A 25,639-nucleotide genomic window follows, 5' to 3' on the forward strand; every position below is an offset into this window, starting at 1 on the left:
TTCGTTATATGTCCCTCATTCCATCAGTCCTGCGGCAGAGGGAGGAAACCTTTTCCGTCCGCCTGACCCTGGCGTGTAGAGGCTTTGACAAAACTGATGCTTCTCAAATACTGCGAGGCTGCGCGCCTTTGCGCGTCCCGGCCTATGCAGGCGGCTTGGGAAGTGGCATGCTTCCGAAGTCCGCCTCCGTCACCCGATTCGTTGACGATGATCAGTGCTTGCATCGATCAGTCTGGGTGGTTGACCGGTGCGACCCCAACCTTAAATTTCCCGGGTATCGTAAATATAGCGTTCGAGCTGCTGAATGACAAACTCATGCTGTGAAATGGCATCCTTGACCAAGTCGCCAATCGAAAGCATGCCGATGATTTTGCCTTCTTCCAGAACCGGCAGATGGCGAATACGCATTTCGGTGACCAGCGCCATGCAGTCTTCATTGGTATTGTCGGGATCGACATAAGCCACCTGATGGGTCATGATTTCCTTGACCAGTGTGTCTTTGACCGGTTTTTCCAGTAAATAGGATTTTCTGGAAAAATCACGTTCAGTAAGTATTCCTACCGGTTTCTCGCCTTTCATGACCAGCAATGCGCCAATGTTGCTGGTTGCCATTTTTTGCATGGCATCGAAGACCGAATCCTCGGGCCCAATCGTAACGACAGTATGCCCCTTTTCCTGCAGCAGGTGTCTGACGGTTTTCATGGTAATTTCCTTTTTTATTGATTGAAATGATTTAACCTCCCGGTTTTTTACTATGTTAGCGGTTTGTGGGCGCAAAGCAAACCGGCAGACAACAAATATCTCCTGAACAGCTGACTCGGTGCTGCCAGACAATGCTACGCTTTGTGCAGCCATTAACTGCCAGCAGCATATCGCGTCGCGTAGATAGTGGCATGGCCATGTCGAAGCGCACACAGACCGCTCAGGTGGCTGCCGAATATGGCAGCGAGCCAGCACGGGTTAACGGATAACCCGTCGGCTATGCGATAATGTGCCATAGCTCGCTCGCTGGTGACGGGCGCAAAATTTATTCAGGATTTATGCATGACTAATTTTATTGCACTGATTCCAGCCGCCGGTTCCGGTTCTCGTGTTGGCGAGCGCGCCCCCAAACAGTATTTGCCGCTGGCAGGAAAAATGATGATTTATCATGCGCTTCGCACCCTGTGCCGGGTCAGGCGCATTAGCAAGGTATGCGTGGTGCTGGCACCGGAGGATGGCGAGTGGGTGCAGCATGACTGGAGTGAATTTGCCGGCAAGATTCAGACATTTCCCTGTGGCGGGTTGACGCGCGCGGAGAGTGTCACGAACGGGCTCAAGGCACTCATGGCAGCAGGCCAGGCGGCTGACGAGGACTGGATACTGGTGCACGATGCAGCACGGCCGGGGCTGAGCGTCAATCTGACTGAGCGTTTGCTCGATGAACTGGCGGAAGATGAAGTAGGCGGCTTGCTGGCAATACCGCTGGCCGATACCCTGAAACGTGCGACCAGTCATGCGCGGGTGGCGCGTACCGAATCCAGGGATGGCCTATGGCAAGCACAAACCCCCCAGATGTTTCGTGCCGGATTATTGCTGTCAGCGCTGGAACAGGCGCCGGCCGAGATTACCGACGATGCGAGCGCGATTGAGGCACTTGGGTTGTCTCCCAAGCTGGTGTTGGGGGATTCATATAATTTCAAGGTGACCTATCCTCAGGATCTGGCACTGGCTGAACTGATTTTACGGGAACGTATGACAGAATGAATGCAATGAGAATTGGTCAGGGCTTCGATGTCCACCCGCTCGTAACCGGGCGGGATCTGATTATTGGCGGGGTAACCATTCCCTATGAGAAGGGCTTGCAGGGGCATTCCGATGCCGACGTACTGCTGCATGCCTTGTGCGATGCGTTACTGGGTGCGGCGGCGCTGGGTGATATTGGCCGCCATTTTTCGGATACCGACGCACGCTACAAAAACATTGACAGCCGCGAGCTGGTGCGCGCAGTGCATCAATTACTCGTTCAGGAAAATTATCGCATCATCAATATCGATGCCACCATTATCGCCCAGGCACCCAAAATGGCCCCGCATATTCCGCTGATGATCGCGCATATTGCACAAGATCTCGCCATGTCAGAGCGCGATATCAATATCAAGGCAAAAACTGCCGAGAAGCTTGGTTATGTTGGCCGCGGGGAGGGGATTGTGGCCGAAGTGGTGTGCTTGCTCACGCAAGCGAAGTAATTCGCACCAGGAATGCCTGAGGCTCGCCGCATGCTCAAAATTTTCCTCGCGCTCTGGCCGCTTGCTGCCACACGCAGGCAGCTGGATCAACTGGCCAGACAGCTGGCCACCGGTTGTCGGGGACGGTCGATTCGCGCAGAGAATTTGCATTTGACGTTATTGTTTATCGGTGAAGTAGCGCCGGACTTGCTGCCAAAGCTGAGCCAGGCCGCGTCAGCGGTCAAACAAGCGGCTTTTCACATGACCCTGGATGAGATCCGTTACTGGAAGCGTGAAGGGATCGTGGTTGCCGGCATGCAGCAACCGCCAGCAGCGTTGCTGGAACTGGTGCAGGCATTGCGTCAGGCGTATTCCACGATGGAAACACCATTTGATGACCGTCCATTTAAACCGCATGTGACGCTGGTAAGAAATGCCAAATGCCGCCTATTACCGGATTCAATGCCCGCGATCGATTGGGAGGTCGCGCAATGGTCACTGGTACAATCCCTGTCCACCCCGCAAGGGGTGGTATATCGTTCACTTGCAAACTGGCTGCTTGAACCATCCGGGCCTTGATAGGCAGGCGTGACCAGCCGTCTTGGCGGATGCGCCGGAGCCGGATGAGGATGATTGTGGCAGTGCCGGTTGACATTTTTTATTTCAGTTAATCTATTTTGAATATCGTCGCGTTTGATACTTCGACCGAATACTGTTCGCTTGCTCTGTGGCAAAATGGCACTGTTTCGGAGCGGGAGGTTCTGGCCATTCAGCAACATTCCGAATTGCTGCTGCCAATGCTCGCAGCGCTGTTGAACGAGCATGATCTCACGCTCAAGCAGCTTGATGGCATCGCGTATGGAGCGGGTCCCGGTTCGTTTACCGGTTTGCGCATCGCCTGTGGAGTTGCGCAAGGACTGGCTTTTGCACATGATTTGCCGGTGGTTGGCATTATCACGCTGGAAGCCATGGCGCAGCAGGTGAATGCAGAGCGGGTGCTGGCTGCGCTCGATGCACGCATGGGCGAGATTTACTTTGCAGCGTACGAGAAAAGTGGTGCGGATTGGCTGCCGGTTCATGTGCCGTTGCTATGCCGGCCGGAAGCCGCGCCAACTGTGACTGGGCAGAGCTGGGTAGGTTGTGGCAGTGGCTTTGATGGCCATGCGGATGCTCTGAAAAATGTGTATGCCGGTCGCTTGCAGCAGATCATGCCAGATTGTCATCCACGCGCCCGCGAGATGGCGCAGCTGGCTGCCGCCAGATTCATCAACGGCGAAGGCAGCGCGCCGGAAAATGCCGTCCCGGTCTATCTGCGTAACAAGGTGGCGCTGAAGGAGAGCGAACGGTGAAAAATACTCGGCACGAGGCCATTATCCGCATGATGCATCCGGATGATCTTGAGCAGGTCATTCGGATCGAGCATGAGATATTCCTTTTTCCCTGGTCGCTCGTCAATTTCAGTGATTCCATCAAAGCAGGTTATCAATGCCGGGTGTTGGCGCAGGCGGGTAATGACCAAGTGATGGGTTATGGCATTCTGATGATGGGGCCAGATGAAGCGCATGTGCTGACGCTTGGGATCGGCGCATCCTGGCAAAAGCAGGGCTGGGGCAAATATCTGCTTGGCTACTTCATAGAATACGCCGCAGCGCAGCAGGCCCAGACCGTTCTGCTCGACGTGCGTGAATCCAATCTCGGCGCGGCAGCCCTATATAAAAATTTGGGATTCAAGCAGGTCGGGGTGCGCAAGGGGTATTATCCCGCGATGTGTGGTCGTGAGGATGCGTTGGTCATGGTGCTGGATTTACTCTGAATGGTTCGACTGGTTGGAGCGATGCCGACAGGTGTGCGAGACGGTGGTGGCCAACGCCTGTTCCGAGATTTGAGGTATGGATAAGAATAGACTCAGGGAATTGAAGTTGTTGCCTATATGGCGCGCCAGGACGAGTGCCATGTCGGATCAGATACCTGTTGCGACGCATGCGCCGGATGACAGCGCTTTGCCCGAAACCGATACTGCCATTTGCTTGCCTACCAATCAGCAGATGGATGTGGTCGCTATGGATTGGGCGCAACTGAGGCAGGCGGTTACGAGTTGCACTGCTTGTCCGCTCAGCCAGACACGCAAGCAAACCGTGTTCGGAACAGGGGATAAAGCCGCCAGTTGGCTGTTTATCGGTGAAGGCCCCGGTGCCAGGGAGGACGCGCTCGGCGAGCCATTTGTCGGGCAGGCTGGCAAGCTGCTGGATAACATGCTGCAGGCGATCGGTCTCAAACGTGACCAGGATGTCTATATCGCCAACATCGTGAAATGTCGTCCGCCAGGCAACCGTAATCCGCAACCTCTGGAAGCAGAACAGTGCCGGCCCTATTTGTTGCGCCAGATTGCATTGGTGCAACCCCGGTTGATCGTGGCTTTGGGCAAGGTGGCTGCAGAGAATTTGCTGGCGACCGGCGCAAGCCTTGCCAGCCTGCGCGGCCAACTACATGATTTCTCCGGCATCCCTCTGATTGTCACTTATCACCCGGCCTATCTGTTGCGCACCCTGACCGACAAGGCCAGGGCGTGGGAGGACTTATGCTTCGCCCGGTCGACCATGCAGTCATTGCTGGCTTCAGCCAGCAATGACGCGCCTGGAAGTCTGCCATCGTGACAATGACAAAGATCTGGAATCAGGCGACTGGCCCACTTTTCAGGGTTATAGCTGCCGCTCCCGCGTGCCGATCAGATGGAGCGAATCCTGCTGGCGCTGATTGTCCAGGTGCCATTTGCGCACAAAAATCATGGTGGTGGAAACAAAAAGTCCAAATAAAGTGATGACGATGTAGATATCGACATCGAGCCATATCAATAGTGCGTAGATGGATAGCATCGTCAATATGCTCAGGTTTTCGTTGAAATTCTGCACGGCGATGGAGTGTCCGGCCCCCATCAGAATATGGCCGCGATGCTGCAATAAGGCATTCATCGGGACAACAAAGAATCCCGCCAGTCCACCGACTGCTATCAATAGTATGACGGCCAGCCATAGATCGCGGACTACAACCATGCAGATGACTACGATGCCCATGGCAATTCCGAGAGGAATGACCTCCACCGAACGGCGCAGCGAAACCAGTTTGGCAGCCAGGACCGAACCCAGCGCGATGCCAATTGCCACAACGCCTTGCAGCAGCGCCGCTTCATTCAACGCATAGCCTAAGGCCGCTTCGGCCCATTTTAGAACAATGAATTGCAAGGTGGCGCCAGCGCCCCAGAACAGGGTGGTGACCGCCAGTGAAATCTGTCCGAGCTTATCCGTCCAGAGGAGTTTCACGCAGTGTGAGAAATCGTGAATCAGGAACAGCGGATTTTTCTTGAGCATGCGGTGATCGATGCCGGTATTGGGAATGAACAAATTGATCAGCGCTGCCATGGCGTAGAACAATGCCACTACTACCAGGCTCGCTTCCACTGCGGTATCGATTCCAAAATCCAGTCCTGGGAAATTCATGGAAAGTAAAAAAGACGAAACCGCGGGGGTAATGAGCAATCCGCCTGTGACGGTGCCCAATACGATCGAGCCCACAGTCAATCCTTCCATCCAGCCATTGGCTATCACCAGTTTCTCGGGCGGGAGCAATTCCGTGAGTATGCCGTATTTTGCCGGGGAGTAGGAGGCTGCGCCCAGCCCGACGATAGCGTATGCGCTCAATGCCAGGAACTGATGTGTGGCCAGAAACAGCAGCATGCAACCGGCGATTTTGATCGAGTTGCTGACAAACATGACTCGGCCCTTGGGCATGGAATCGGCAAAGGCGCCGACCAGTGGTGCCAGCAATACGTAAAACAGCACAAATACGAATTTGAGCATGGGCGTCAGATAGGCAGGCGCCTGTAAATCGATCAGCAAGGCAATCGCCACGACCAAAAGCGCATTATCCGCCAGCGATGAAAAAAACTGCGCAGCCATAATGGTATAGAACCCGCGCTCCAAACCTGCTTCCTCCTTACCTTACTTGTCCTAGTCAATCGAGAATACCGCCAGAGCCAGACTACGCTAGCATTGCTGCTTTATATCACGAAAGCCAAATTCGGTGATATGCAGATTTGCTTCAGTGGCCACTGCACACCTCGATCAGAATATGCAGCTTTGCCTTGTCTTGAAACCGCAAGCTAAGGTATAGTGGCAACCTGCTAAAAAATCATCCAGGCAGGAGAGTGCGCTGCAAGATAGCGCCGCCGAAGGCGTAACCCCCCGGAATCGCTCAGGCATGGCCAATGCTCAAATTGGCCTGAGTAACTGCTTGCGACAGGCAATCTGGAGAGTGCTGATTCACGATTCAGCCACCGAAGGGGCATGCGGACGACAAGCCGTAAAACTCTCAGGTAAAAGGACAGAGGGGAAGAGTCAGAGCCTGTGGAGAAACCATCATGAGCGATCCAAGCACAAAGCCGGTCAAGCGTGCGTACAGCCAGACGCCATAAACGAGCGACCCTTTGCCGCGACGAATCACGCCATAGAATTGCATTCTCAACTTTATCGGGCGCACGACTTCCTTTTTTATCTTTGAGAGAAAACAAATCAAATGCTTAAAACGACTCCCCTTAACGCAGCACACCGCGCCATGCACGCAAAAATGGTGGACTTTGGCGGCTGGGATATGCCACTGCATTACGGTTCCCAGCTGGACGAACACCATCAGGTCCGGCGCGATGCTGGCATGTTCGATGTTTCCCATATGCTGGTTGTAGACATAAAGGGCGAGAATGTTCGTGGGTTCTTGCGTGGACTGGTCGCCAACAATGTCGATAAGCTGACCCTTTCTGGGAAAGCACTGTATTCCTGCATGCTCAATCCCGAAGGCGGTATCATCGACGATCTGATTATTTACTTTCTTACTGAATCCTGGTTCCGCTTGGTTGTCAATGCCGGTACTGCGGATAAGGATCTGGCCTGGATTCAATCACAGGCCGCGCAAAGTGCGCCCCAGCTGACTATCACGCCCCGCCGGGATCTGGCCATGATTGCCGTGCAAGGGCCGAATGCGCCCGCCAAGGTATGGGCCACCATTCCTGGTTCGCAGGCGGTCAGCGAGGCATTGAAGCCATTTCAATCTGCCACACTGGAGCCCTATTTTATCGCTCGCACCGGCTATACCGGGGAAAATGGTTTTGAAATCATCCTGCCGGCAACCGAGGCCGTTACCCTGTGGGAAAAACTGCACGTGGCCGGGGTCGCGCCTGCCGGACTGGGCGCGCGCGATACCTTGCGGCTGGAAGCAGGCATGAATCTGTACGGCCAGGATATGGATGAAACGACCAGCCCGCTCGAATCGGGGTTGGCCTGGACGGTCGATCTGAAAAGCGATCGTGACTTTATCGGGAAACAAGCGCTCCAGCAGAAACCTATCAAACAGCAACTGGTGGGGTTGCGGTTACTGGATAAAGGTGTTCTGCGCGGCCACCAGAAAGTCATCGTTCAGCGGAATGGATTGTCGGGTGAGGGAGAAATCACCAGTGGAGGATTTTCGCCGACGATCAATCAATCAATCGCGCTGGCGCGGGTGCCTGCAGAGGTGACTGTCGGTGATCAGGTTCATGTGGTCGTGCGCGACAAGCAACTGGCCGCCAAGGTTGTCAAATATCCATTCGTTCGCAATGGCCAGGTATTGATTTGAATTATTCTGTAAAACACCAGGAAACTTTTCTAAACATATATTTTGGAGTCGAAACAAATGAGCATTCCAGCTGAGCTGAAATACGCAAAATCGCATGAATGGGTTAAATTGGAAGCAGACGGGACGGTGACCATTGGCATTACCCAGCATGCTCAGGAATTGCTTGGCGATATGGTGTTCGTCGAGTTGCCGCAGGTCGGGCGCAATCTGGCGCAAAGAGAAGAATGTGCCGTAGTGGAATCGGTCAAGGCGGCATCAGATGTCTATGCGCCCGTGAGTGGGGAGGTGATTGAAGTCAATAGTGAGCTCGAATCCGCCCCGGAAAAAATCAATCAGGAGCCCTATGCAGCCTGGCTGTTCAAGCTCAAGCTGTCGGATCCTGCCGAATTGGACGGCCTGCTGGATGCCAATGGGTATCAACAAGCACTGGAAAGCGAGGCGCATTGAGGGCGGTGCCGGTCTGCTTTTCCGGCAGAGACGAAAAGCGTGTGCTGGGTTGGTACGCACGGTCAGCCGCACGCTAACATTTTTCGAGTCATCATGAATATTTTTCAGCTTAAGCCTTAATCAATCATGCCATTTATCCCGCATACCGAAGAAGATATAGAAGCGATGCTTGCAAGCATCGGCGCCGAGTCAATCGATGAGTTGTTCGACGAGATTCCCGCTGATTTGAGAACCGGTACCTTGACCCGTGTGCCACCTGGCATGAGCGAGATGGAAATCACGCGCCTCATGTCCGAGCGCGCCCAGGAAGATGGGTTTTATCTCAACTTTATCGGCGCTGGCGCTTATGAGCACCATATTCCGGCGGCCGTCTGGCAAATCACCACCCGCGGTGAATATTATTCTTCGTATACCCCCTATCAGGCGGAAGCCAGCCAGGGCACGCTGCAACTGCTGTACGAATATCAGACCATGATGGCTTCGTTGACCGGTATGGATGTGTCCAATGCCAGCCTGTATGATGGTGCCTCTGCATTGGCCGAGGCGGCACTGATGGCTGTGCGCCAGCACAGGACCTCGAGACGGATACTGATTCCCCAAACGGTCCATCCGATTTATCGCAGCGTGGTGCGCGCCATTGTCAAAAACCAGGCGATCGAAGTCGTGGAGATTCCATACGATCAGGCATCCGGTCAGACCCTGCCCGAACAGTTGGATCAATACGGTCAGGAAGAATTTGCCGCATTGGTCATTCCCCAGCCAAATTTCTTTGGCGTACTGGAACAAGTCGATGCATTGACCGATTGGGCGCACAGCAAGCAATCGCTGGCAATCGCCGTTGTCAACCCGACTGCACTCGCCATGCTCACGCCACCGGGTGAATGGGGCAAACAGGGCGCGGATATTGCCGTTGGAGAAGGCCAGCCGCTGGGAATTCCGCTCTCCAGTGGCGGCCCTTACTTCGGTTTCATGGCCTGCAAGCAGCAGCTTATCCGGCAAATGCCGGGGCGTATCATTGGACGCACCACCGATCTCAACAACCAGGAAGGCTTTGTACTGACGCTGCAGGCGCGCGAACAGCATATCCGGCGTTCCAAGGCGACCTCCAATATCTGTACCAATCAGGGATTGATGGTGACCGCCGCCACTATTTACATGTCGTTGGTGGGGCCTGAAGGGCTTTACCGGATTGCTGCACAGTCGCATGAAAATACCTTGTCGTTGGTTGAAAAACTGGAAAAACTCCCGGGCGTGGAAAAAACATTCAATGCGCCATTTTTCCATGAAGCAGTACTGTCGTTGCCTAAACCTGCTGCCCAGGTGCTCGACAGCATGAAAGCCCAGGGTGTATTGGGTGGCTTGCGCCTCGAAGAGCATTATCCCGAATTGGGTAATACCTTGTTGGTATGCGTGACAGAAACCAAAACGGCGGATGATCTGGATAAATATGTCGAATTGTTCGGGCAGGCATTGGCGACCAATGCCTAAGGAACAGCGCAGGTCTGTTTACAGTAGCATTTAACTTATTCTGAGAGGACAAGAACCATGGTTACTATGGGTGGAACACCAATTAAAATTGAAGGCACCTTTCCCAAAACAGGTGAGCAAGCTCCGGCTTTCTCACTCGTCAATAGAGATCTGAAGGACGTGACACTGACTGATTTCGCCGGCAAGAAGAAAGTGCTCAATATCGTGCCGAGTCTCGATACCCCGGTTTGCGCACTGTCGACGCGTAAATTCAATCAGCGCGCGAGTGAAATGGACAATACCGTGGTGCTGATCATTGCCGCGGATCTGCCGTTTGCCATGAGCCGCTTCTGCGACCAGGAAGGGCTGGATAAGGTCATTCCGTTGTCTACCATGCGTGGCGCGCAATTCATGCGTGACTATGGCGTGGCCATCGCTGACGGGCCTTTTGCCGGCATTACCGCGCGCGCGGTAATCGTACTGGATGAAAACGACAAGATCATTCACGCCGAGCTGGTACCGGAAATCAAGGATGAACCCAACTACGATGCGGCCTTGGCTGCTTTGAACTGATTTTGCCAGACTAAACAAAACATGCTGATATTTGAACACGCCCGCAAGGGCCGGTTGAATTACTCACAGGCACCTGCAAAACGGGCCGTCAAGCGCAATATTCCCGAAAATTTGTTGCGCAAATCGGCGCCGTTGTTGCCCGAAGTTTCCGAAATGGATACGGTGCGCTACTACACCCGGCTATCGCAGAAAAACTTTTCCATCGATACCGAGTTTTACCCGCTTGGTTCCTGCACCATGAAATACAATCCGCGCGCCTGCAACGCACTGGCAATGCTGCCGCAGTTTCTGGCGCGGCATCCGCTGGCGCCGGAAGACACCGGCCAGGGATTTCTGGCCTGCATGTATGAATTGCAGGAAATCCTCAAGGATGTCACCGGGATGGAAGCTGTCAGCCTGACTTCGATGGCCGGTGCCCAGGGTGAGCTGATCGGGGTCACGATGATTCGTGCCTATCACGAGGCGCGTGGCGATGCCGAGCGTACCGAGATCATCGTGCCGGATGCCGCGCATGGCACCAACCCTGCAACAGCCGTCATGTGTGGCTACAAGGTTGTCGAAATTCCGACCGATAAGGAAGGCGATGTCGATATGGCTGCGCTCAAGGCGGCAGTAGGCCCCAAGACAGCTGGCCTGATGTTGACCAATCCTTCCACGCTGGGCGTGTTCGAGAAAAAAGTATCGGAAATGAGCCGGATCGTGCATGAAGCGGGCGGACTGCTGTACTATGACGGCGCCAATCTGAATGCCGTTCTGGGTAAAGTCAAACCCGGCGACATGGGCTTCGACGTCATTCATATGAATCTGCATAAAACCTTCTCGACCCCTCACGGTGGCGGGGGGCCAGGTGCTGCCCCGGTGGGTGTGGCCAAGCGTTTGTTGCCTTATTTGCCCGTGCCTATCGTGGCCTATGAGAATGGCGTTTACCGCTGGTTGACGGAGAAAGACCGGCCGCAAACCATCGGCCGTTTGTCGGCGCATATGGGCAATGCTGGGGTTCTGTTGCGTGCCTATATCTATGTCAGGCTGTTGGGTTCAGAGGGCATGCACCGTATTTCAGAATTTGCGACACTGAATGCGAACTATCTCATGGCCGAGTTGCGCAAGGCCGGTTTTGAAATTGCCTACCCGACCCGTCGCGCCAGTCATGAATTCATCGTGACCATGAAGGAAATCAAGGAAAGAACAGGAGTGACCGCCATGAATCTTGCCAAGCGTCTGCTTGACAAGGGCTTCCATGCACCGACCACCTATTTCCCGATCCTGGTGCCAGAATGCCTGTTGATCGAGCCGGCTGAAACCGAATCCAAGGAAACGATCGACAGCTTTGTGGTCGCCATGGAGGAAATCCTGGCTGAAATCGAGACCCAGCCGGATATGGTCAAATCAGCGCCGCATCAAATGCCATTGCGTAAGCTGGATGACGTCAAGGCTGCCCGCGAGCTCGATATCGTCTGGAAACCCTAAGGAGCCGTGAAGGAATAAGTGTGACAATTGGGCGCGTCTGGCGGGATGCAATGCAAGGCGAGAGGAGGAGTCATAGCAAGGCTATGGCGACGACGAGTAACGCCGCAGTGCGCGCGCCAGATGTGATCCAAGTGTTACAGTTATTTATGAACGACTCCTAAAAGCCACTGCGTCCATTATCATTCACATTCTGTATTGTTATGCAAACACTTATCTGCGGCTCGATCGCCTATGACACCATCATGGTGTTTGAGGACCATTTCAAACGCCACATTCTGCCGGATAAAATCCATGTGCTGAATGTTGCCTTCCTGGTGCCGGAAATGCGCCGGGAGTTTGGTGGATGTGCTGCAAATATTGCTTATAACCTGCAGATGCTCGAAGGCCAGCCGCTCATCATGGCGACCGTCGGGGATGATTTCCAGCCCTATGCCTATCGTTTGGAGAAGCTGGGGCTGACGCAGACGCATGTGCGCCAGGTCAAGGATACTTTCACTGCCCAGGCTTTTATTACCACCGATCTGGACGATAACCAGATCACTGCTTTCCATCCGGGCGCGATGAATTTTTCTCATCAGAATAGCGTTAGGGATACCCATAATGTTGCGCTTGGCATTATCGCGCCGGATGGCCGCGAGGGCATGCTCGCCCATGCGCGCGAATTTCATGAAGCCGGCATCCCGTTCATGTTCGATCCCGGACAGGGGCTGCCGATGTTCAACCAGGAGGAATTGCTCGATTTCATCGACAAGGCCGACTACATCGCGGTCAACGATTATGAGTCGCAGCTGTTGCAATCGCGTACGGGCTATAGCGTGGAAGCGCTTGCCGCTCAAGTCAAGGCATTCATTGAAACCAAGGGCGCAGAGGGTTCGGTGATCTATGCAGATGGCAACCGTTATGAGATACCGGCCGTCAAGCCCCGCCAGATCGTTGATCCGACCGGCTGCGGCGATGCTTACCGGGCCGGCCTGTTATATGGGATTGCCCAGAACCTGGATTGGCAAACGACAGGGCGGCTTGCATCCCTCATGGGCGCATTGAAGATCGCCCACCGCGGCGGGCAGAATCATCGTTACGAACGCGACCAAATCGACCAGCTCTACTTCGAGGCGTTTGATACCCATATTTTCTGGTAATCATATGGATTCAGGCCGGATAAGCCGCATTTATCCGGTACCGGTATGAGGCACCGTTTTCCATGTCCGCTGCCCGCGTCAGCACATTGACCAAGAGCATCCGGCTGATCAGGCTGTTGATGCATTTTGTATCCGGATTGCTGCAGGCGCTGCTTTATCCATACTTCAGCCGCACCATCCAGAAGCGTATGGCACGCCGCTGGGCCCGCGGCTTTCTGCATATCCTGAACATTGAGTTGCGAACCGGTAATGTTCCGCCTTGCGACCAGCATAAGGGCGTGATGCTGGTCGCCAATCACATTTCATGGCTCGATATTCTGGTGATTCTGGCCACTTTTCCTGTCCGTTTTGTTGCCAAGGCGGAAATCCGCAGCTGGCCATTGCTGGGATGGCTGAGCAAGCGCGCCGGCACATTGTTTATCGAGCGCGAAAAACGGAGTGACACACTGCGGACCAATCGCACGATCGGCGAGCTGCTGATAAAAGGGGATTCGGTTGTGGTGTTTCCGGAAGGGATGACGAGCGATGGTGGCGTGCTGCACCATTTTCATGCGTCCCTGCTACAACCCGCCGTGGCTGCGCACACCCTGCTGTATCCGGCGGCGATCCGCTATCGTGATCCCGATGGTGAGCGTAATACCGGCGTAGCGTATGTCGAAATATCGATCGTGCAGTCTTTACTGCGCATACTCGATCAACCTCAAGTCGAAGCAGCATTGATTTTTGGGCCGGCAATCGTCTGCGCCAGCAGGAATCGGCGCGAGCTGGCGCGCCTGGCAGAGCATACGATAGCAGAAGAGCTCTCAATCGAGATCAGGCGCATGGCAGATGAAACAGCTTCCGGTCTTCCAGCCGGACAGCCGTAAGGCAGCCGCCCCACAAGCATCCCGTATCCAGCGCAATCAGATTGCGCTGGATGTGCAATCCCAATGCCGACCAGTGTCCGAAAACAATAGTCGCGTCCCTGCTGGCGCGCCCGGGTGCATCAAACCAGGGTATCAAACCGGCGGGAATCGTTGCCGGATCGCCTTTGTAGGAGAAATTCATTTTTCCTGCAGGCGAACAGACCCGCAGGCGCGTCATGGCGTTGACGATTACCCGCCAGCGCGCATACCCTTGTAACGCATTCTGCCAATCATCGGGCTGATTGCCATACATTTCCTGGGCAAAATCGGGAAAGCGGTCTCCACCAATGACCGCCTCGACTTCCTGCGCCAGCCCCAAGGCTTGTTCGATGGTCCAGCAGGGAAGCAGACCGGCGTGAACTAGCGCGTATTCATCCTCGACATGAAACAACCGTTGCTGCCGCAGCCAGTCAAGCAATGCCTGCTTATCTGGGGCATCCAGAATCGGCTGCAAGGTATCACCCGGGCATTGCCGGGATGGCTCGAGCGCGACCTGCAGCAGATGGAGATCGTGATTGCCGAGCACCGTGATGACCGCCTCGCCGAGCTGCATGAGCGTGCGCAGCAGTGGCAGGGAATCGGGCCCGCGATTGACGATATCGCCGACCAGCCACAGCTTGTCCCGGCTGGGATTGAAGCCGATCAGTTCGAGCAGTTGCTGGAACTGCCGATGGCAACCCTGTAGGTCGCCAATTGCAAAAGTCGCCATTGCAAACTAGCGCAAACTAGCGTAAACCGAGCACATCCTGCATATCGAACAGGCCGGATTGTTTGCTGGCAAGAAAGCGCGCCGCCCGCACCGCCCCGGTTGCAAAGGTCTTGCGGCTGCTGGCCTTGTGCGTGATTTCCAGGCGCTCGCCGATGCCGGCAAACAGTGCCGTATGATCGCCTACGATATCGCCGCCGCGTATGGTCGAGAAGCCGATCGTGTCAGCCGCGCGTTCGCCGGTATTGCCTTCCCGCCCGTAGATCGCGACTTTGCTCAAATCCCGGTTGAGCGTATCCGCGATCACTTCCCCCATGCGCAGGGCAGTGCCGGAGGGCGCATCGACCTTATGCCGGTGATGTGCCTCGATGACTTCGATATCGTAGTCTTGTTGCAAGACCGTTGCAGCCACTTCCAGCAGCTTGAACAGGACATTGACGCCGACACTCATGTTGGGCGCCAGTACAATGGCGATGTCATTGGCCGCCGTGCGGATCAGCGCTTTTTCGGCTGCGGTAAAGCCGGTCGTGCCGATGACCATTTTGATCCCGAGTGTGCGGCAGGCCTCAAGATGGGCGAGGGTGCCGGCTGGGCGGGTAAAGTCGATCAGCACATCACTGCCCCGGAGTGCTTCGGCATAATCACTGCGGACCGTCACCCCGCAAGGGGAACCGATCAGCGATCCCGCATCCTGCGCCAGAAAGGGGCTGTCGGGTTGTTCCAACGCTGCCGATAGGTGCATGTCTAGCGCCTCGGCAATGGTTTCCATAATGGCCCGGCCCATTCGGCCGGTGCTGCCAGCAACAGCTATATTTGTAAATGTCATTGGGTCCCTTTATAAAATTCCAGTTGATTCTCTTTCATGAAATCGATGCTCCGGCCCGAATCGGATTCTTCCTCTGTTTCGCCGCGTGGATCGGCGATGGGGCCGAATCCTTGACCGGAACCGGGTATAATTGAGAACGACTCTCTGAAAGCAGGAGGTTGCGGAAAATCGCCTTCGATACGGACAAGCCGGTCGCTTTCGAAGAAAACCGTCAGCCGCTGGTTCTCGGCCAGTCTGCTTTTGGGTGCATAACGGTAGATATAATCCCAGCGATTATTGTGGAAGGCATCCATCACAAGCGGTGTGCCCAACGCAAATCTGACCTGTGAACGGGTCATTCCTGGCTTCAACTTGTTGACCATTTCTTCATCGACCACATTTCCCTGCTGGATGTCGATTTTGTATGGAAATGGTGGAAGATAGGTGCAGCTGGATAAAAACAGAGACAGCAAAAGCAGCCGTGGGAGTAATGCACGCATACCGAGTAAATATTTTCAAACCTGCCAGGATGATGAGGAGCCTGCGCGAAGCCAGGAAAGCACTGACAAATCCTTGTATTGTCAGTCAGCGGTTTCTTGAAATGACAGACCGAGCCGAATATCAACGAAAGTGATTTCACTGTATCAGTGATAAAGTATGCTTCCCGAGAATCAACAGGCAAACATGTTAACCATCGGATTCTCTTCAGCTTCCACTATATGATACAGCAAATATTTTTTGGAAAGATTAAACCATGACCAAGTCAGATAATTTAAAGGGCATCGATCTCAAAACGATGGGGCTCAAAACCACCTTGCCGCGTTTGAAGATCCTGAATTTATTTGAAAATAGCGCTGTGCGCCATTTGTCTGCCGAAGATATCTATAAGGAGCTGTTGAGCGAGGGAGAAGACATCGGCCTGGCAACGGTTTATCGGGTCCTGACCCAATTTGAACAGGCGGGGCTGCTGGAGCGCCACCATTTTGAAAGCGGCAAAGCAGTTTTCGAGCTGGCCAGCGAGACGCATCACGACCATCTGGTCTGCCTGCAATGCGGCCGGGTCGAAGAATTCTACGATGCCGAAATCGAGAAACGCCAGTCCAAAATTGCCAAGGAACGAGGCTTTACCTTGCAGGCCCACTCCTTGTCATTGTATGCCGATTGCATCAAGGAGAACTGCCCGCATCGCGGCAAGTAGTGATGGCCCAGTCCTGCGGCATATGGATGTATGCGGTCCGGAATAAACCTGTGCCAGTTTCATGGCACGCAAGCACACCTTGCACACTGGATGGTTTCTTGCCCGTTGGCGTTCACCATGACTGTGGTGATCGTGATATCTGAAAGATTGCTGAAAATGATTGCCGGGTATATTCCACAGTGATTCACGCAATGGGACGTTAGCCTTGAAAATCCTGCACGCCAGTCGCGAAATCCGGGCCGACTCCCGCTATGGCATGGGGCGAGTGAACGCCTCGCTGCTCAAAGGCCTGCACCAGATTGGTATCCATTCGGATTATATCTGCGCCAGTGATATGGATGCAGCATCGCTGGCCCAGGTTGCTTACTGGCACAAACAACTGGCCAGGCTGTGTCCGGCCGATATGCAACCGGTCGTGCATGTCCTGGTATCGGCTTGGCAGACAGGCCGCATGGCCGCTCGCCAGGCTATCGACCAGGCCTATACCCACCTGCATTGTCACGACGCGGTTGTGGCTGCCGGCGCCTCCCGTGAGCTGGCAGGGCAGCGGATTGCATGGGGTATCAGCGAGCATGGCTTCAGTTGTGTCGCGCAGTCACTGCACGCGTATATACAACCGCTGCCGCGCTGGTTGCGATGGCTTTTGTGGCAGTGGGAGCGCCGCGTTACCCAGGCTGCAAACTGGGTCGTGTGCCCGACCGCAAGCGGACGCACCAATCTTGCCAGCGAGCTGAAACTGCCGATTGACGCTCGTTGGCACGCGATCCCGCATGCGCGGCCCGATCTCAACTTGCCGGAAAAACCAAGCGCGCGCCGGCTGCTGGGTTGGAACCCACAATCGCGTTATTTGCTGGCCGTTGGCCAATTGATCCCGCTCAAGCGTTTTGAACTGATGATCGACGCCATGGCCGCACTGCCTGCGAACTGGCGCCTGGTATTGCTGGGCGATGGCGATGCAGCGCCCTATCTGGCGCGTGCCGAACGGCTCGGTATTGCCCCGCCCATCATCACTGTCACCGACGATGTCGGCCCTTATCTGGCCGCGGCCGATGCGTTCGTCAGCGCCTCGCAGACCGAATCATTCGGCATGGCCATTTTGGAAGCGATGACAGCTGGCCTGCCCATCGTCTGTACCCATGTCGGCGGCGTGAGCGATGTGGTAGGGGAGGCCGCCGAACTGGCAGCAGCCGATGGCAGCGACCTTGCGCAACGGCTCAGCGCTGTTCTGGCTGATCCTGCTCACTGCGCTACCCTGGCTGCCAAAAGCCGGGCTCGGGCAGACCAATGGCCAGACCGGAAAGCCGTGGCACGCGAATACCACGCCATGTATGCGGCAGCAGGCGAGAACAAACGATAGAATCCGGGACAATCCGAGTATGGAATACCCAGGATTTAATGTCATGATAAAAGCAAAATCATATTAGAGGTAGCTCTCGGAAGCTGTTTGGAAATATCTGCATCATGCCAACTCCGTCAACATCATGACCATTTTATCGAGATAGGGTTGCCGAAAAGCATCTGGATGGCCACGGCTCGTTGTTCATTAACGAGCCCTTGGCGTTTGCAAAAGGCAAAGTGATAGAATAGTATCACTTCTATGAAAACCGAACTTGTAACCACCTTGAAGCGTCAGGCTACCAGGATTCTTACTGATTTGCATGAATCCAAAGAGCCTGTTCTCATTACCGAGCATGGACAGCCGTCCGCCTATCTCATTGATTATGAAGACTTCGAGTGCGTGAAGAATAGAATGAAAATACTGGAGGGCATAGCAAGAGGTGAAAAGGCGGTTTTTGAAGGGCGGACATACTCTGAATCGGAGGCAGAACAGGAATTGAGCAAATGGCTCAAATAAAGTGGACTGAGCCGGCGCTAAACGATGTCGATGAGGTTGCTGAGTATATCGCTTTGGAAAAGCCATGCGCTGCACAGAAATTAGTTAAAGAAATTTTCAAAAAAACCAAACTCCTCAAAAAATTTCCAAAATCTGGCCGGCACCCGCCTGAACCGCAGGACACTAACTATCGCGAAATAATAGTGGATCCTTGCAGGATATTTTATCGTGTAGAGAAAAATATTACATCCCCCATGTAATGCGCGACGAGCGTGAATTACGTAAATTCCTATTGGAAAATACAGGCAACTAATGGTCACAACGGTCACTGGGTCTGAGTGAAATAAATATTCACTAGTACTCCGCGGATAACTATATCGCAAGATCATCGCAGCTGTATCCGATTGGAGTTCTTCAGCACATTCTTGTTTGGAACAACGTAACAGGCACGCATGATTCTGAACCTGACAAATGATTGAGATATTGTTGTTGGCATTTGCATTGAGCATGGATGCATTTGCGGTATCGATTGGCCTGGGATCGAAACAGAAAACGGCTCCCTTTGCATTGGCACTCAAAGCGGGGGTGTATTTCGGTATCTTTCAGGCGCTGATGCCGTTGATCGGCTATCTTGGAGGACAGGGCGCGACAGGCTTGATTGAGAATTATGCGCATTGGGTGGCGTTTTTGCTGCTGACGCTGATCGGTGGCAAGATGATTTATGAATCCTTTGCCGAGGGCATAGAGGAAGATATCACCCAGATCACGCACCGGGTGATGCTGATGCTCGCCATTGCCACAAGCATGGACGCGATGGCGGCAGGTTTTACTTTAACGTTGCTCGATATCAATCCGTTTGTGGCCTGCATGATCATTGGCGCTGCCACGTTTGGTTTTAGTTGGCTGGGTGTGTTTATCGGTAGAAAAAGCGGTACATGGCTGGAGAGCAAAGCCGAATTATTCGGCGGCGTCATACTGGTATTGATCGGCCTGAGAATGCTTTTGCCATAATTGCTGTGATGTGCCGATCATGTCACCCTAAACGTACGGGGCATGAGCGCCATGCGTTTAGGGTGACATGATGCCTTGGGCGCCAAGAATTAATAACTTGAACAATCTTGCCGTGCTGCCGGGCGCGCTGCCGCCTTGCCAGTCGCTTGTTCGGTCGGCAGTTTTGGTTATTTATTGGCGTTCAGTTTGATGTAGCTGTTTATCAAGTTCCGGTAATCAGGAATATGGTTGGAAAACAATTGTCCAAGTCCTTCCACATCCTTGCGCCAGTCCCGGTGAAGTTCACAGGCTACCGCAAACCAAGTGACCAGTTGAGCGCCTGCCGCTGACATTCGGTTCCAGGCCGATTCGCGTGTCAGTTCATTGAATGTGCCGGATGCATCGGTGACTACAAACACATCAAAACCTTCAGTGAGCGCGGAAAGTGCAGGGAATGCCACACAAACTTCGGTAACTACGCCGGCAATAATTAATTGTTTTTTGCCGGTAGCTTTGACTGCGTTGACGAAATCTTCATTATCCCAGGCATTGATCTGACCTGGACGAGCAATATAGGGGGCGTCTGGGAAGGTTTCTTTCAGCTCGGGTACCAAAGGACCATTGGGTCCTTCTTCAAAGCTGGTCGTTAGAATAGTTGGCAGATTGAAGTATTTCGTCAGATTGGCTAGCGCCAGTACATTGTTTTTGAATCGATCCGGATCAATATCCCGCACCAAAGACAATAATCCGGTTTGGTGATCGATCAGGAGGACGGCGGCATTATTCTTGTCGAGACGAATGTAAGGCTTTTCCATAATTGACTCCTCAAATTGTTAGTTGCGATCAATGGCTGCTTGGCCACGAGTAAGATTAAATCAACATCAATGATTGTAGTAGACGGCTGAAACAGGACGCATCGTTCTATTTTTGGAACGATAAAGGAATGATGATATGCAGGATTTGAACGATTTGTATTATTTTGTCAAGGCTGTTGAGCATGGTGGATTTGCTCCGGCAGGCCGAGCATTGGGAATTGCCAAATCCAAGCTCAGCCGACGCATTGCGCTATTGGAGGAACAACTTGGTGTGCGCTTGATTCAGCGCTCAACCCGGCACTTTTTGATGACTGAAGTTGGGCATCGATATTTTGAGCATTGCCGTGCCATGTTGATTGAGGCAGAAGCAGCCCGTGAGACTATTGAGCTTTTGCGGTCTGAGCCGCGAGGCATCATCAGATTGACTTGTCCGGTCGGATTGCTGCATTTCCATGTTGGGCAGATGTTGGCTGATTTTATGCATGAGTATCCGCATGTTGTTGTCTATCTGGAAGCAACCAATCGGCGAATCGACGTACTGGCCGAAGGAGTGGATATCGCGCTACGGGTTCGTCCTTTGCCATTGGAGGACAGTGATCTGGTGGTGCGAGTATTATCGGATCGAGGGCAATGTTTGGTGGCCAGCCCGGATCTGGTGACGCGAATGGGAGGGTTGCCTGCCCAGCCGGATGATTTGCGGCACTGGCCAGGCTTGAGCCGAGCTACCCCACAGGAGCAGCATGTTTGGGTATTGCAGCATATAGCTGGCCAGACACAGAATATTCGTTTCACACCCCGCTATGTCACGACCGATATGGTTGCATTAAAAACTGCTGCCATGGCTGGAGCAGGGGTGGTTCAGTTACCGCTTCTGATGTTATCGGAACAATTGAAAGCCGGTTCTCTGTTAAGTGTCCTGCCTGAGTGGGCACCACGTCGTGAACTGATTCATCTGGTATATCCATCCAGGCGTGGCATGATTCCTGCAGTTCGGGTTTTGATTGATTTCATGGCAACCCGATATGCGAGTATGGAGGAAGATTAAATCGCTCCGGTCTGAAATTGAGAAGAAAGTCGTTTGCCAATTTCTTGGAAATCATGTTTTCATGAAAGTAGTAAGATATTTTTGCAACCGCTATTTAGGGCTCGTTAATGAATAACTTGGGCATACGTTGTTACGTATTCCCCCTATGCCAGAATAGTTGTCGTGTCTTGTGCTAGAGTCAACCGGAAAAGTCGGTTACTTTTCAATTTAGCGAGCAATCAGGGTGGTGGGATTTTTTCTTCTAATCTTCAATAAGAACAAAGGCAGCTATGCATCCTCTGGAACCGCAACGGTTATATCAATCCTGTGAACCGGATCAGTTCACATTCCGAACGACAGCAGAATTGGCCGATCTGACCGAGATCATCGGTCAGGCGCGCGCCATGGATGCCGTTTACTTTGGTGCCGGGATACGCCAGGAAGGCTACAACCTGTTCGTGCTGGGTCCGCCGGGAATGGGCAAATACAGTATGGTGCAGCAGTTTCTTGAAACCAAAGCCAGCCAGGAACCGGACCCATCGGACTGGTGCTATATCAACAATTTTGCACAGCCGCATAAACCGAAATTGCTCAGGCTTCCTGCTGGCAGGGGAGAGTCGCTGCGCGCGCATATGGAGGAGCTGGTCGATTATTTGCGCAGTGCCATCCCGGCGCTGTTCGAGGGCGAGGAATACCGCAACAAGGTCAATGCGATTCAGCGTGAATATCATGAACAGCAGGAGCGCGAAATCCGGGAGCTGAGCGATGAGGCCGAGCAAAAGGAAATTGTGTTGCTGCACACGCCAGATGGATTTGTGCTGGCGCCGAGCCGTAACCGCGATGTGATCCCTCCGGATGAATATGAAAAACTGTCCAAGAAAGAACGCGAGCGGATCGAGGCAGATATTGCCGAGTTGCAAACGCACCTGGAAAAAATTCTGAGTCAGTTACCTCAACGCCGCAGGGAGCGCGCTGAGCGCATCAGGCAACTGAGCCGCGATCTGATGCTGTCGACTGTCGGGCAAATGATCAAAGAGTTGCGGGCGAACTATGCGGATCTGCCCGAAGTGCTCGATTTCTTCAACCAAGTGCAGCATGACATGGAGCTGCATGTCGATGATTTTCGCAAGCCTGATGAGACTGTCAATATTTCCGGGATGACTGTCATCACGCAACAGGCTTTCAGCAATTACGAGGTCAATGTGCTGGCCGCCAATCACAAGACACCGGGCGCGCCGATCATCAGCGAGGACAATCCGACTTACAGCAATCTGGTGGGACGGGTAGAGCATGTCTCCCAGTTCGGGGCGCTGGTAACCAATTTTACGTTGATCAAGCCGGGGGCATTGCATCGGGCGAACGGTGGCTATCTGCTGCTGGATGTGCGCAAAGTGCTGATGCAGCCGTTTGCCTGGGAAGGTTTGAAGCGGGCGTTGCAGGCGGGCAGGATCCATATTGAATCGCTGGGCCAGATTTACAGTCTTGTCAGTACCGTATCGCTCGAACCGGAGCCGATTCCGCTCGATGTCAAGGTTGTGCTGTTCGGTGATCGCATCTTTTATTACTTGCTGCAGGCCTATGATCCGGAGTTCAGTGAGTTGTTCAAGGTCGCGGCGGATTTTGAGGAGACCATCGAACGCAATCCGGAATCGCATCTGCTTTACGCGCAACTGATTGCAACCCTGGCACGCAAGGACGGCCTGCTGCCCTATGATCGTCAAGCAGTGGCGAGAGTCATTGAACACAGTGCGCGATTGGCGGACGACTCGGAGAAATTGTCCATGCATATGCGCAGTATTGCCGATTTGCTGCGCGAGGCAGATTACTGGGCGCGCGCAGCAGGCCATGCAGTCGTGCAGGTGAGTGATGTCCAGCAGGCGATTGATTTCCAGGTACGCCGTCAGGACCGGATCAGAGACCGGTTATATGAGGCGATTTTGCGTGGCACCCTGATGATCGATACCCAAGGTTTGGTTACCGGGCAAGTCAATGGCCTCTCGGTCATCGCACTGGGTGGGTTTGCTTTTGCCCAGCCGATACGGATTACGGCCACTAGCCGGTTTGGGAAGGGCGATCTGGTGAATATCGAACGTGAAGCCAAGCTCTCTGGGGCGATCCATTCCAAGGGCGTATTGATTCTTTCCGCTTTTCTGGCCGCGCGTTATGCCAAAAACCAGCCGCTGGCATTTTCCGCCAGCCTCGCTTTTGAACAGTCTTACGGCATGGTTGAAGGCGACAGCGCATCGCTGGCTGAATTATGTGCGCTGCTTTCCAATCTGGCAAATATGCCCATCGACCAATCGCTGGCGATAACCGGTTCGGTCAATCAGCTTGGCCAGGTTCAGGCAATCGGTGGGGTGAATGAAAAAATCGAAGGTTTTTTTGATATCTGTGCGGCACGGGGATTGACCGGCAAACAAGGCGTGTTGATTCCCGCCACCAATGTGCAGCATTTGATGCTGCGGCGGGATGTCGTCGATGCCGCCGCCGCAGGACAGTTCCATATCTATGCCGTGGAAAATGTCGATCAGGCGATCGCCTTGTTGATCGGCCTACCCGCAGGCGAGGCCGATGCAGATGGCAAATATCCGGTAGACAGTATCAATCATCGGGTCGCCGCACGGCTGGCCGAGCTCGCCCGAATCACCAGATCATTCCTGCGGCGGGATGGAAAGCATTCGAGCGACAACCAATAAGCTTGTTGTCCTGCTACGCCTGAGCGCCGCGAATGGATACTAAGAAGCTGTTTGGAAACGCCTGTTCTATGTCAAACGCCTCAACATAATGCGGGTCAACCTGTGCACAGGCTGACATAAGGGTGCATTTCATGCGCCAGTCTGATTATTGCGGCACGCTCATTCCCGGTGAGTTTTTTTATCCGCTCCCGATAATTTTTGCTGCATCGATTCTGGTGGTGGAGCGGTATATAGCGCCCCGGTCGTCCATTTCTTAAGCAGTGCAAGTGTTCCTGCTGCCAACAGTGCGGCAGAGAATACCAGCAGGGTGTCTGTCAGGTTGTACATCAGGTCAGGGTTGACAAGCATGACGATGCCCAGCGCTACCATAATCATGCCCCCGATCAATTTGAGCACTTGCCCGTGCCGCTCTTCAAACCATTGTCTTTTGAGCGTCAGAACGGCAGTCAAGAATATGATGATTTCGACCAGAAGGTAGATGAAAAGATAGATGATGAGTAATCCATAGAACTCCATGAGGCCGATTTGCTGTGATTTGACCAATTGGCTCCAGACCACTGGAAAACCGGCCGTGCAGGGTAATTCTACGAAGGCGATGCCGGATGCCATGACGAAAGTGGCGCCTGCGAGTGAAAGACCTGTCATTTCTGGGCGGAGCAGTTTTCTTATCGATTGATAAATTCCCGGTTTGTGCTTGTCGGAGATGGTGAAGGAGAAGCCTCTTTTGAACCAGAAGAAATCCTTGATATTGACCAGGCCAAATACCAACGCAAACAAGGCCACCAGCCACTGCACCCAGACAAGATAGGCGACATAGCTGAGCACTTTGAATATGCCGGCGATAAATGCGCCATAGATGGTTGCGGTGGTAAATAGGAAAATGCACCCGACCATGAGCATGCGTTTTCTGGAACCGGAACGCAGTACCATGCCCAGCAGCAGCGTCAGCACCCATAACGAACAGGGATTGAAGCCATCGACAAAGGAAATGAGCAGGGTGGTGAAGATGAGTGGCTGCTGGGTAAGATCGATTGTTCCGAGCAAGGGAACGCTCAGGGTGGTCATTCCGGAGAGCGGTTCTATTTCAGCCGGCTTTTCTGGTAGTGGTTCTGTTTCCGGTTTGATGTCTGGCTGAATACGCTTAGGGTCCGCTTCGGGTGCGTCCAACTGGCGATTTTGTTTCAGAATGGCGTCACGAACCGTTTCTTCTAGTTGTTTGCGGATAAAAGGCGCATCGCCGATAAACACATTTCCGGCAATGAATATGGTCGGGACCGCTTCGGCTTCGATTCCATGCTTGTACGCGGTCAGTGCGAACAGTCTCAGGTTGGATCGATTGCGGAAAACCTCGTATTGACGGATCTGCAGCTGCGGATAACGCGTCTCCAGCTCGCTCAGAAAGGGTTGCTGCTCGATGCAAAGCGGACAGGTTTCTCCCCAGAAAACATCCATAACGACTTTGGCCTTGTTCTCTGTGGAGAACGCGTGGGTCGAGAAGGCGAGTAACGCAACGAATAGAAATAGACAGGTTGTCTGAATACGCATGGTTTTTTGAGAAAGATGATTCCAGGAGTTCCAGTCGATTGTCATTTGTATGGCCGTCATATTCACGCCAGCTGATAAGCGCTACGAATTGAATCCGCGAAGTTTAATTGATTAAGCGGCCAGCTAGAAAATTCAGATTAATTCATTTCAATGAAAACAT

The 25,639-nt window shown here is 53.5% G+C and carries 29 protein-coding genes and 1 riboswitch; of the genes, 20 read left to right on the forward strand and 9 right to left on the reverse strand.

Going from position 1 to position 25,639, the window contains the following annotated elements:
• Window positions 1–23: 23 nt before the first annotated feature.
• Window positions 24–224, reverse strand: coding sequence for a hypothetical protein (locus tag BLV85_RS01420; RefSeq protein WP_090411369.1), 201 nt, complete (start codon window positions 222–224; stop codon window positions 24–26).
• Window positions 225–261: 37 nt separating this feature from the next.
• Complete coding sequence (locus tag BLV85_RS01425) at window positions 262–702, reverse strand: CBS domain-containing protein (protein WP_090411372.1); 441 nt, start codon at window positions 700–702, stop codon at window positions 262–264.
• Window positions 703–1,044: 342 nt separating this feature from the next.
• Here BLV85_RS01425 and ispD point away from each other — a divergent pair, with 342 nt between their 5' ends.
• The 6 genes from ispD (at window position 1,045) to BLV85_RS01455 (ending at window position 4,861) form a co-directional block, all read left to right on the forward strand.
• Window positions 1,045–1,746, forward strand: a complete 702-nt coding sequence (ispD, locus tag BLV85_RS01430; protein ID WP_090411374.1) for a 2-C-methyl-D-erythritol 4-phosphate cytidylyltransferase — start codon at window positions 1,045–1,047, stop codon at window positions 1,744–1,746.
• The gene (gene ispF, locus BLV85_RS01435; RefSeq protein WP_090411376.1) at window positions 1,743–2,228 is read left to right on the forward strand and encodes a 2-C-methyl-D-erythritol 2,4-cyclodiphosphate synthase; all 486 of its coding nucleotides are present in this window, start codon (window positions 1,743–1,745) and stop codon (window positions 2,226–2,228) included. The genes ispD and ispF overlap by 4 nt, the downstream gene beginning before the upstream one ends.
• Window positions 2,229–2,258: 30 nt before the next feature.
• Window positions 2,259–2,786, forward strand: coding sequence for an RNA 2',3'-cyclic phosphodiesterase (thpR, locus tag BLV85_RS01440; RefSeq protein WP_245725034.1), 528 nt, complete (start codon window positions 2,259–2,261; stop codon window positions 2,784–2,786).
• A 98-nt stretch (window positions 2,787–2,884) separates the two neighbouring features.
• The gene (gene tsaB / locus BLV85_RS01445; protein ID WP_090411380.1) at window positions 2,885–3,556 is read left to right on the forward strand and encodes a tRNA (adenosine(37)-N6)-threonylcarbamoyltransferase complex dimerization subunit type 1 TsaB; all 672 of its coding nucleotides are present in this window, start codon (window positions 2,885–2,887) and stop codon (window positions 3,554–3,556) included.
• A complete protein-coding gene (gene rimI / locus BLV85_RS01450; protein ID WP_342706992.1) occupies window positions 3,553–4,020 on the forward strand; it encodes a ribosomal protein S18-alanine N-acetyltransferase in 468 nt (155 codons plus the stop codon). Before tsaB ends, rimI begins: the two co-directional genes overlap by 4 nt.
• A 76-nt stretch (window positions 4,021–4,096) precedes the next feature.
• Window positions 4,097–4,861, forward strand: coding sequence for a uracil-DNA glycosylase (locus BLV85_RS01455; RefSeq protein WP_090411382.1), 765 nt, complete (start codon window positions 4,097–4,099; stop codon window positions 4,859–4,861).
• 45 nt (window positions 4,862–4,906) lie between these two features.
• Here the strand turns inward: BLV85_RS01455 and lplT are convergent, their stop codons facing one another.
• Together lplT and BLV85_RS15050 are read right to left on the reverse strand one after the other, a co-directional pair.
• Window positions 4,907–6,184 (reverse strand): lysophospholipid transporter LplT, encoded by a 1,278-nt coding sequence (lplT, locus tag BLV85_RS01460; protein ID WP_090411384.1) that lies wholly within the window; start codon window positions 6,182–6,184, stop codon window positions 4,907–4,909.
• Between the two features lie 314 nt (window positions 6,185–6,498).
• Window positions 6,499–6,598: riboswitch (glycine riboswitch) on the forward strand.
• On the reverse strand, window positions 6,573–6,719 hold the full coding sequence (locus tag BLV85_RS15050; RefSeq protein WP_176973886.1) for a hypothetical protein: 147 nt from the start codon (window positions 6,717–6,719) through the stop codon (window positions 6,573–6,575). Its footprint overlaps the riboswitch before it by 26 nt.
• Window positions 6,720–6,776: 57 nt before the next feature.
• Here BLV85_RS15050 and gcvT point away from each other — a divergent pair, with 57 nt between their 5' ends.
• The 7 genes from gcvT (at window position 6,777) to BLV85_RS01495 (ending at window position 13,827) form a co-directional block, all read left to right on the forward strand.
• On the forward strand, window positions 6,777–7,868 hold the full coding sequence (gene gcvT / locus BLV85_RS01465) for a glycine cleavage system aminomethyltransferase GcvT (protein ID WP_090411386.1): 1,092 nt from the start codon (window positions 6,777–6,779) through the stop codon (window positions 7,866–7,868).
• A 57-nt stretch (window positions 7,869–7,925) separates the two neighbouring features.
• Window positions 7,926–8,315: a glycine cleavage system protein GcvH gene (gcvH, locus tag BLV85_RS01470; protein ID WP_090411388.1), complete on the forward strand. Its 390-nt coding sequence runs from the start codon at window positions 7,926–7,928 to the stop codon at window positions 8,313–8,315.
• Window positions 8,316–8,441: 126 nt separating this feature from the next.
• Window positions 8,442–9,803, forward strand: coding sequence for an aminomethyl-transferring glycine dehydrogenase subunit GcvPA (gene gcvPA, locus BLV85_RS01475; protein WP_090411390.1), 1,362 nt, complete (start codon window positions 8,442–8,444; stop codon window positions 9,801–9,803).
• Window positions 9,804–9,860: 57 nt separating this feature from the next.
• Window positions 9,861–10,355, forward strand: coding sequence for a thiol peroxidase (tpx, locus tag BLV85_RS01480; protein ID WP_090411392.1), 495 nt, complete (start codon window positions 9,861–9,863; stop codon window positions 10,353–10,355).
• 21 nt (window positions 10,356–10,376) lie between these two features.
• Window positions 10,377–11,822, forward strand: coding sequence for an aminomethyl-transferring glycine dehydrogenase subunit GcvPB (gcvPB, locus tag BLV85_RS01485; RefSeq protein ID WP_090411394.1), 1,446 nt, complete (start codon window positions 10,377–10,379; stop codon window positions 11,820–11,822).
• 200 nt (window positions 11,823–12,022) lie between these two features.
• Window positions 12,023–12,961, forward strand: a complete 939-nt coding sequence (locus BLV85_RS01490; RefSeq protein WP_090411396.1) for a carbohydrate kinase family protein — start codon at window positions 12,023–12,025, stop codon at window positions 12,959–12,961.
• A gap of 62 nt (window positions 12,962–13,023) precedes the next feature.
• Window positions 13,024–13,827, forward strand: a complete 804-nt coding sequence (locus BLV85_RS01495) for a lysophospholipid acyltransferase family protein (RefSeq protein WP_090411398.1) — start codon at window positions 13,024–13,026, stop codon at window positions 13,825–13,827.
• On the opposite strand, the gene BLV85_RS01500 is transcribed toward BLV85_RS01495, so the two are convergent.
• From BLV85_RS01500 to BLV85_RS01510, 3 genes are read right to left on the reverse strand one after another with little or no spacing between them, the layout of a single operon-like run.
• Window positions 13,775–14,575, reverse strand: coding sequence for a symmetrical bis(5'-nucleosyl)-tetraphosphatase (locus tag BLV85_RS01500; protein ID WP_090411400.1), 801 nt, complete (start codon window positions 14,573–14,575; stop codon window positions 13,775–13,777). The genes BLV85_RS01495 and BLV85_RS01500 overlap by 53 nt on opposite strands.
• A gap of 16 nt (window positions 14,576–14,591) precedes the next feature.
• Complete coding sequence (gene dapB / locus BLV85_RS01505; protein WP_090411402.1) at window positions 14,592–15,398, reverse strand: 4-hydroxy-tetrahydrodipicolinate reductase; 807 nt, start codon at window positions 15,396–15,398, stop codon at window positions 14,592–14,594.
• Complete coding sequence (locus BLV85_RS01510) at window positions 15,395–15,877, reverse strand: outer membrane protein assembly factor BamE (RefSeq protein ID WP_090411404.1); 483 nt, start codon at window positions 15,875–15,877, stop codon at window positions 15,395–15,397. Before BLV85_RS01510 ends, dapB begins: the two co-directional genes overlap by 4 nt.
• Before the next feature lie 254 nt (window positions 15,878–16,131).
• On the opposite strand from BLV85_RS01510, the gene fur reads away from it, so the two are divergent.
• From fur to BLV85_RS01535, 5 genes are all read left to right on the forward strand, one after another.
• Complete coding sequence (gene fur / locus BLV85_RS01515; RefSeq protein ID WP_090411406.1) at window positions 16,132–16,575, forward strand: ferric iron uptake transcriptional regulator; 444 nt, start codon at window positions 16,132–16,134, stop codon at window positions 16,573–16,575.
• A gap of 205 nt (window positions 16,576–16,780) precedes the next feature.
• Window positions 16,781–17,932: a glycosyltransferase family 4 protein gene (locus tag BLV85_RS01520; protein WP_090411408.1), complete on the forward strand. Its 1,152-nt coding sequence runs from the start codon at window positions 16,781–16,783 to the stop codon at window positions 17,930–17,932.
• 240 nt (window positions 17,933–18,172) lie between these two features.
• Window positions 18,173–18,430: a type II toxin-antitoxin system Phd/YefM family antitoxin gene (locus BLV85_RS01525; protein ID WP_090411410.1), complete on the forward strand. Its 258-nt coding sequence runs from the start codon at window positions 18,173–18,175 to the stop codon at window positions 18,428–18,430.
• Complete coding sequence (locus BLV85_RS01530; protein WP_245725035.1) at window positions 18,418–18,669, forward strand: type II toxin-antitoxin system RelE/ParE family toxin; 252 nt, start codon at window positions 18,418–18,420, stop codon at window positions 18,667–18,669. The genes BLV85_RS01525 and BLV85_RS01530 overlap by 13 nt, the downstream gene beginning before the upstream one ends.
• Before the next feature lie 211 nt (window positions 18,670–18,880).
• Entirely contained in the window at window positions 18,881–19,420 is a 540-nt protein-coding gene (locus tag BLV85_RS01535) for a manganese efflux pump MntP (protein WP_090411412.1), read from the forward strand.
• Window positions 19,421–19,587: 167 nt separating this feature from the next.
• Here BLV85_RS01535 and ycaC read toward each other — a convergent pair whose 3' ends face one another.
• Window positions 19,588–20,214, reverse strand: coding sequence for an isochorismate family cysteine hydrolase YcaC (gene ycaC, locus BLV85_RS01540; protein ID WP_090411414.1), 627 nt, complete (start codon window positions 20,212–20,214; stop codon window positions 19,588–19,590).
• A 136-nt stretch (window positions 20,215–20,350) separates the two neighbouring features.
• On the opposite strand from ycaC, the gene BLV85_RS01545 reads away from it, so the two are divergent.
• Both BLV85_RS01545 and BLV85_RS01550 read left to right on the forward strand, forming a co-directional pair.
• Window positions 20,351–21,259 (forward strand): LysR family transcriptional regulator, encoded by a 909-nt coding sequence (locus BLV85_RS01545; RefSeq protein ID WP_090411416.1) that lies wholly within the window; start codon window positions 20,351–20,353, stop codon window positions 21,257–21,259.
• A gap of 269 nt (window positions 21,260–21,528) precedes the next feature.
• Window positions 21,529–23,934, forward strand: a complete 2,406-nt coding sequence (locus BLV85_RS01550; RefSeq protein WP_090411418.1) for a Lon protease family protein — start codon at window positions 21,529–21,531, stop codon at window positions 23,932–23,934.
• 159 nt (window positions 23,935–24,093) lie between these two features.
• Here the strand turns inward: BLV85_RS01550 and BLV85_RS01555 are convergent, their stop codons facing one another.
• Window positions 24,094–25,479 (reverse strand): thioredoxin, encoded by a 1,386-nt coding sequence (locus BLV85_RS01555; protein WP_176973887.1) that lies wholly within the window; start codon window positions 25,477–25,479, stop codon window positions 24,094–24,096.
• Window positions 25,480–25,639: the final 160 nt, after the last annotated feature.

This window comes from Nitrosomonas halophila (assembly GCF_900107165.1).
GTDB lineage: Bacteria > Pseudomonadota > Gammaproteobacteria > Burkholderiales > Nitrosomonadaceae > Nitrosomonas > Nitrosomonas halophila.

Excerpts from the sequence above, each read along its gene's own strand:
- BLV85_RS01545 (WP_090411416.1), top strand. The coding sequence starts at position 20,351 with ATGCAGGATTTGAACGATTTGTATTATTTTGTCAAGGCTGTTGAGCAT.
- BLV85_RS01530 (WP_245725035.1), top strand. The coding sequence starts at position 18,418 with ATGGCTCAAATAAAGTGGACTGAGCCGGCGCTAAACGATGTCGATGAG.
- gcvPB (WP_090411394.1), top strand. The coding sequence starts at position 10,377 with ATGCTGATATTTGAACACGCCCGCAAGGGCCGGTTGAATTACTCACAG.
- BLV85_RS01500 (WP_090411400.1), bottom strand. The coding sequence starts at position 14,575 with ATGGCGACTTTTGCAATTGGCGACCTACAGGGTTGCCATCGGCAGTTC.
- BLV85_RS01490 (WP_090411396.1), top strand. The coding sequence starts at position 12,023 with ATGCAAACACTTATCTGCGGCTCGATCGCCTATGACACCATCATGGTG.
- BLV85_RS01495 (WP_090411398.1), top strand. The coding sequence starts at position 13,024 with ATGTCCGCTGCCCGCGTCAGCACATTGACCAAGAGCATCCGGCTGATC.
- gcvH (WP_090411388.1), top strand. The coding sequence starts at position 7,926 with ATGAGCATTCCAGCTGAGCTGAAATACGCAAAATCGCATGAATGGGTT.
- BLV85_RS01550 (WP_090411418.1), top strand. The coding sequence starts at position 21,529 with ATGCATCCTCTGGAACCGCAACGGTTATATCAATCCTGTGAACCGGAT.
- BLV85_RS01555 (WP_176973887.1), bottom strand. The coding sequence starts at position 25,479 with ATGCGTATTCAGACAACCTGTCTATTTCTATTCGTTGCGTTACTCGCC.
- ispD (WP_090411374.1), top strand. The coding sequence starts at position 1,045 with ATGACTAATTTTATTGCACTGATTCCAGCCGCCGGTTCCGGTTCTCGT.
- dapB (WP_090411402.1), bottom strand. The coding sequence starts at position 15,398 with ATGACATTTACAAATATAGCTGTTGCTGGCAGCACCGGCCGAATGGGC.
- ycaC (WP_090411414.1), bottom strand. The coding sequence starts at position 20,214 with ATGGAAAAGCCTTACATTCGTCTCGACAAGAATAATGCCGCCGTCCTC.
- BLV85_RS01535 (WP_090411412.1), top strand. The coding sequence starts at position 18,881 with ATGATTGAGATATTGTTGTTGGCATTTGCATTGAGCATGGATGCATTT.
- BLV85_RS01425 (WP_090411372.1), bottom strand. The coding sequence starts at position 702 with ATGAAAACCGTCAGACACCTGCTGCAGGAAAAGGGGCATACTGTCGTT.
- ispF (WP_090411376.1), top strand. The coding sequence starts at position 1,743 with ATGAATGCAATGAGAATTGGTCAGGGCTTCGATGTCCACCCGCTCGTA.
- gcvPA (WP_090411390.1), top strand. The coding sequence starts at position 8,442 with ATGCCATTTATCCCGCATACCGAAGAAGATATAGAAGCGATGCTTGCA.
- BLV85_RS01525 (WP_090411410.1), top strand. The coding sequence starts at position 18,173 with ATGAAAACCGAACTTGTAACCACCTTGAAGCGTCAGGCTACCAGGATT.
- fur (WP_090411406.1), top strand. The coding sequence starts at position 16,132 with ATGACCAAGTCAGATAATTTAAAGGGCATCGATCTCAAAACGATGGGG.
- tpx (WP_090411392.1), top strand. The coding sequence starts at position 9,861 with ATGGTTACTATGGGTGGAACACCAATTAAAATTGAAGGCACCTTTCCC.
- BLV85_RS01455 (WP_090411382.1), top strand. The coding sequence starts at position 4,097 with ATGGATAAGAATAGACTCAGGGAATTGAAGTTGTTGCCTATATGGCGC.
- BLV85_RS15050 (WP_176973886.1), bottom strand. The coding sequence starts at position 6,719 with ATGCAATTCTATGGCGTGATTCGTCGCGGCAAAGGGTCGCTCGTTTAT.
- BLV85_RS01510 (WP_090411404.1), bottom strand. The coding sequence starts at position 15,877 with ATGCGTGCATTACTCCCACGGCTGCTTTTGCTGTCTCTGTTTTTATCC.
- thpR (WP_245725034.1), top strand. The coding sequence starts at position 2,259 with ATGCTCAAAATTTTCCTCGCGCTCTGGCCGCTTGCTGCCACACGCAGG.
- gcvT (WP_090411386.1), top strand. The coding sequence starts at position 6,777 with ATGCTTAAAACGACTCCCCTTAACGCAGCACACCGCGCCATGCACGCA.
- BLV85_RS01420 (WP_090411369.1), bottom strand. The coding sequence starts at position 224 with ATGCAAGCACTGATCATCGTCAACGAATCGGGTGACGGAGGCGGACTT.